Source organism: Methylobacterium sp. GC_Met_2 (assembly GCF_026540795.1).
GTDB lineage: Bacteria > Pseudomonadota > Alphaproteobacteria > Rhizobiales > Beijerinckiaceae > Methylobacterium.
Window position 1 is genome coordinate 1 of the sequence record NZ_JALNUM010000208.1, and the last position, 4,648, is coordinate 4,648.

At 70.1% G+C, this 4,648-nt stretch carries 5 protein-coding genes; 3 read left to right on the forward strand and 2 right to left on the reverse strand.

The window, feature by feature from the left end; all coding sequences use genetic code 11:
• Together OXS49_RS32595 and OXS49_RS32600 are read left to right on the forward strand one after the other, a co-directional pair.
• A partial coding sequence (locus tag OXS49_RS32595) for an ATP-binding cassette domain-containing protein (protein ID WP_267428653.1) occupies window positions 1-683 on the forward strand: 683 nt, incomplete at its 5' end.
• Entirely contained in the window at window positions 680-2,008 is a 1,329-nt protein-coding gene (locus OXS49_RS32600; RefSeq protein WP_267428654.1) for an HlyD family type I secretion periplasmic adaptor subunit, read from the forward strand. The genes OXS49_RS32595 and OXS49_RS32600, both read left to right, overlap by 4 nt.
• A 73-nt stretch (window positions 2,009-2,081) precedes the next feature.
• Here OXS49_RS32600 and ssb read toward each other — a convergent pair whose 3' ends face one another.
• Together ssb and OXS49_RS32610 are read right to left on the reverse strand one after the other, a co-directional pair.
• Complete coding sequence (gene ssb / locus OXS49_RS32605; protein ID WP_267428655.1) at window positions 2,082-2,642, reverse strand: single-stranded DNA-binding protein; 561 nt, start codon at window positions 2,640-2,642, stop codon at window positions 2,082-2,084.
• A 168-nt stretch (window positions 2,643-2,810) separates the two neighbouring features.
• Entirely contained in the window at window positions 2,811-3,827 is a 1,017-nt protein-coding gene (locus OXS49_RS32610) for an NADP-dependent oxidoreductase (protein ID WP_267428656.1), read from the reverse strand.
• Between the two features lie 123 nt (window positions 3,828-3,950).
• On the opposite strand from OXS49_RS32610, the gene OXS49_RS32615 reads away from it, so the two are divergent.
• A complete protein-coding gene (locus tag OXS49_RS32615; RefSeq protein ID WP_267428657.1) occupies window positions 3,951-4,346 on the forward strand; it encodes a DUF4174 domain-containing protein in 396 nt (131 codons plus the stop codon).
• Window positions 4,347-4,648 lie beyond the last annotated feature (302 nt).

A 4,648-nucleotide genomic window follows, 5' to 3' on the forward strand; every position in this document is an offset into this window, starting at 1 on the left:
CGCTCGTTCTGCACGACGTGAACGTCGCCCTCGCGCCCGGCAGCGCGCTCGGCGTGATCGGCGCCAGCGGCTCCGGCAAATCGACCTTCGCCCGCGCCCTGGTCGGGCTGGCGCGGCCGAGCCGCGGCGTGATCCGCCTCGACGGGGCGGCCCTCGACCAGTGGGATCCCGACGATCTCGGCCGCGCGATCGGCTACCTGCCGCAGGATACCGAGATGTTCGACGGGACGATCGCCGAGAACATCACCCGGTTCGATCCGGCGCCCGATCCCGAGGCCCTGCTGGCCGCCGCCAAGGCTGCGGGCGTCCACGAGGTCGTGCTCCGGCTACCGGGCGGATACGACGCCCGGGTCGGCGGCGTGGGCGGGCTCGGACTCTCGGGTGGGCAGCGTCAGCGGATCGCCCTCGCGCGGGCTCTCTTCGGCGATCCTTTTTTGATCGTCCTCGACGAGCCGAACTCCAACCTCGACGTCGATGGCGACCGGGCCCTGTCGGCGGCCGTCCAGGGTGTGCGCGCCCGCGGCGGCATCGTGGTGGTGATCGCCCACCGGCCCAGCGCCCTGGCCGCGGTCGACCGGATCCTGGTGCTCGGCGATGGGCGCGTGCAGCTGCACGGGCCGCGCGACGAGGTCCTGGCGAAGCTCGGCGCCCTGACCCGGCAGACACCCACGAGGGTCGCATGACCAAGGACCACGATCCCCCCGCCCGGGATGCCGACCCGACCGACGGGACGCGCCGCTCCCTGCGCCGCCACATCGCCGGGGTGGCCGCCGTGATCGCCGTGGCCACCGGCGTGGGCGCCTGGACCGCGGCCACGGACCTGTCCGGCGCCATCATCGCCACCGGCTCGCTCGTGGTCGAGAGCAACATCAAGAAGGTTCAGCATCCCACCGGCGGCGTCGTGGCCGAATTGCCGGTTCAGGAGGGCGACCGCGTCCGGGCAGGCGACCTGCTGGTGCGCCTCGATGCGACGGCGACGCGCGCCACCTACGACAGCGTCACCAAGAGCCTGTGGGAGATCGCCGCGCGCAACGCCCGCCTGGAGGCCGAGCGCGACGGTCGACCGGATCTCGCGATCCTGGCCGAGCTCAACGCGGCGGGGCCCGAGGTCGGGCGGATCATCGACGGGGAGCGCAAGCTGTTCCGCTTCCGCCGCGAGGCGCTTCAGGGCCAGAAGGCGCAGCTGCGCGAGAGGATCGGGCAGCTCAACGAAGAAATTAAGGGCTTGGTCGAGCAGGCCGCCGCGAAGGAGCAGGAGACCGCGATTATCGGCCGGGAATACGCCGGGGTCGAGGAGCTCTGGAAGAAGAACCTGATCCAGCTGACGCGGCTCACCAGCCTCCAGCGCGACATGTCCCGGCTCAAGGGCGAGCGCGGCGTCCTCGTAGCCAGCATCGCCCAGACACGGGGCAAGGTCTCCGAGACCGAATTGCAGATCATCCAGCTCGAACAGAACTTGCGCAGCGAGGTCGGCAAGGAGCTGGCCGAGAACCGCGCCAAGACCGCGACCCTGATGGAGCAGAAGATCACCGCCTTCGATCAGCTCCAGCGCATCGAGATCCGCGCGCCGCAGACCGGCTACGTGCACGAACTCGCGGTCCACACCCGCGGCGGCGTGATCGCCCCGGGCGAGTCGATCCTGCTGATCGTGCCGAATGCGGATTCGCTCGTGGCCGAGGTTCGCGTCGCGCCCCAGGACATCGACCGGCTCCAGACGGGCCAAGGCGCGGGCCTGCGCTTCCCGAGCTTCGACCAGCGGACCACGCCGGAACTCAACGGCCGGGTCACCCGGATCGCCGCCGACGTCAGCGAGGACAAGCGGACCGGCAGCTTCTACTACCTCGTCCGGCTCGGCGTGACGAAGGACGAGCTTGCCAAGCTCGACGGGGCCAAGCTGATGCCCGGCATGCCCGTGGAGGCGTTCATCCGCACGGCCGACCGGACCGTCCTGTCCTACCTGACGAAGCCCCTGGTCGATCAGGCCCGTCGCGCCTTTCGCGAGAAGTAGCGCGCAGGGCCAGGATCGAGTCCTGGCCCTGTCGTAGGTCTCCGATGTCTGGGGTGCTGAGCCGCGACGAAGCCTAGAACGGGATGTCGTCGTCGAGGTCGTAGCCGCCGCGGCCGCCGCCGCCACCGCTGCCCGAAGAAGCGGGTGCCGGACGGCGCTCGCCGCCCTGAGCCCGGCCGCCACCGCCGCCGAAATCGCCGCCGCGGTCCCCACCCCGGTCGCCGCCACGACTGATCTGTCCGCCACCCTCGTCCTCGCCGGCGAATTCACCGCCGCCGCCGCCACGCCCGTCGAGAATCGTCATCTCACCGCGGAAGCGCTGAAGCACCACCTCGGTCGTGTACTTCTCGACGCCGGAATTGTCGGTCCACTTCCGGGTCTGGAGCTGACCCTCGATGTAGACCTTCGAGCCCTTGCGCAGGTACTGCTCGGCGACCCGTGCGAGGTTGTCGTTGTAGATCACGACCGAGTGCCACTCGGTCTTCTCCTTGCGCTCGCCGCTCGCCTTGTCCTTCCAGGACTCCGAGGTGGCGATCCGCAGGTTGCACACCGGATCGCCCGAGCCGAGGCGGCGCATCTCGGGGTCGCGCCCCAGATTGCCCACCAGAATCACCTTGTTGACGCTGCCCGCCATGCTTCTCTCCTTACCGTACGGATCTCACAGGGCACCTGCCCGGCGGCGCGCGAACCATGCGCCCGGGCCTCCGGAGCGGCAACCAGCGGTTCGAGCTTGTGCCCGCTTTCCGCAGTGTCGTCGGATCTACATGTTCTATATCTGTTCTGAAATGGCGGCAAGCCGGCGTCAGGAGACGCGCACGACCAGCTTGCCGAAATTGCGGCCTTTCAACAGGCCGATGAAGGCCGCGGGCGCCTTCTCCAGACCCTCGACCACATCTTCGCGATAATGGACGCGGCCCTCCCGGATCCAGCCGCCGACCTCCTGGCGGAAGGTCTCGGCCTGATCGGCGAAGTCCCAGACGATGAAGCCCTGGATGTGGAGGCGGTTGGTCAGCACCGCGCGCATCAGGCCCGGCAGACGGTCGGGCCCGGGCGGGACCTCGGTGGCGTTGTAGGCCGAGACGAGGCCGCAGACCGGGATCCGCGCGAAGGGATTGAGCAGCGGCATCACGGCCGCGAAGACCGCGCCGCCGACATTCTCGAAATAGACGTCGATGCCCCTGGGGCAGGCAGCGGCCAGCGCCCCCGGCAGGTCGTCGCCGCGATGGTCCACGGCGGCGTCGAAGCCGAGTTCCTCGGTGAGATAGCGGCACTTGTCCGGCCCGCCCGCGATCCCGACGGCCCGGGCACCCTTCAGCTTGGCGATCTGACCGACCAGCGAGCCCACCGGACCCGCGGCGGCGGCCACCACCACGGTCTCGCCGACCTTGGGACGGCCGATATTGAGGAGGCCGGTATAGGCGGTCATGCCCGGCATCCCAAGCACGCCCAAAGCCGTCGAGGGCGGCGCCGCGGCGGGGTCGACCCTGCGCGAGCCCTTGCCGTCCGTGACGAAGTACCCCTGCCAGCCCGCGAAGGCGGTGAGCAGATCGCCCTCGGCGAAGTCCGGATGGTTCGAGACGACCACCTCGCCCACAGTCTCGGCGGTGATCGGCGCGCCGATCTCCACGGGCGCCGCGTAGGATTTCGCATCGCTCATCCGGCCGCGCATGTAGGGATCCAACGACAGCCAGCGCGTGCGCAGCAGGATCTGGCCGGGGCCGGGCTGCGGCACCGGCACCTCCTCCAGACGAAAATTCTCGGGGCGCGGCTCGCCGTGGGGGCGCGAGGCCAGGACGATGCGGCGGTTCATGGCGGTCATGAGAAGACTCCCGGAGACTGGCGGCCTGCCCCGATCTGGGGCGTCCGCCGTCATCCGCAAAGGCGTCGGGCGATCTCCGGGCCGGATCGCGCGTTGTACCGGCTCATGATTCGAAGGCACGATATGCGCAGGACGGCACTCGGCCTCGGACTCGCGGCTTTGACGATGGCGGCCTCCGCGGCGCCCCTCGACACCTATCGGGACCGTTACCGCGTGCTGGTCCTGTCGGCGCCCGATGCCGCCGACGCGCAACTCACGGACCAGCGTGCCGCCCTAGGGCCGGTCCGCGAGGGCATTGCCGAGCGCGATCTCGTCGTGCTGGAGGCGGTGGGCTCCGGTGCCGAGGCGCGCACCCTGCGGGCCGCGCTCGGGCTGCCGGACGATAGCTTCCGGGCCGTCCTGGTCGGCAAGGACGGCGGCGCCAAGCTGACCGCGGCCGCGCCGATCCCGCCCCAGCGGCTGTTTTCAACCGTCGACGCGATGCCGATGCGGCGTGCCGAGATGCGCGGCCGCCCGTAGGTCCAAAGTCCTTGGATCGGGTGTGGATGGGCGCGGTTCGGACACCAACGGTTAAGCCTACCGACCTATCACCGAGCCGTGTCGACGGCCGTATCCCGGCCGTCCGTTGAGGCCCGTCAGGACGCTCGCACGAGACGCTCGAAACGATGAACCGCCACCATGTTGCCGACGCCATCCGCCGCCTCGTCGCCACGCAGGTCGAGGATATCGAGCGCGCGGTCCGCGACGGTCACAAGACCATCGCGCTGAACGAGCTGACGGACCTGAACCGCCAGCTCAAGGCCTTCGCGGCCGCCCTCAAG

Bases quoted from the DNA above. Each gene is read 5' to 3' on its own strand.
- OXS49_RS32600 (WP_267428654.1), top strand. From the start codon at position 680: ATGACCAAGGACCACGATCCCCCCGCCCGGGATGCCGACCCGACCGAC.
- ssb (WP_267428655.1), bottom strand. From the start codon at position 2,642: ATGGCGGGCAGCGTCAACAAGGTGATTCTGGTGGGCAATCTGGGGCGC.
- OXS49_RS32610 (WP_267428656.1), bottom strand. From the start codon at position 3,827: ATGACCGCCATGAACCGCCGCATCGTCCTGGCCTCGCGCCCCCACGGC.
- OXS49_RS32615 (WP_267428657.1), top strand. From the start codon at position 3,951: ATGCGCAGGACGGCACTCGGCCTCGGACTCGCGGCTTTGACGATGGCG.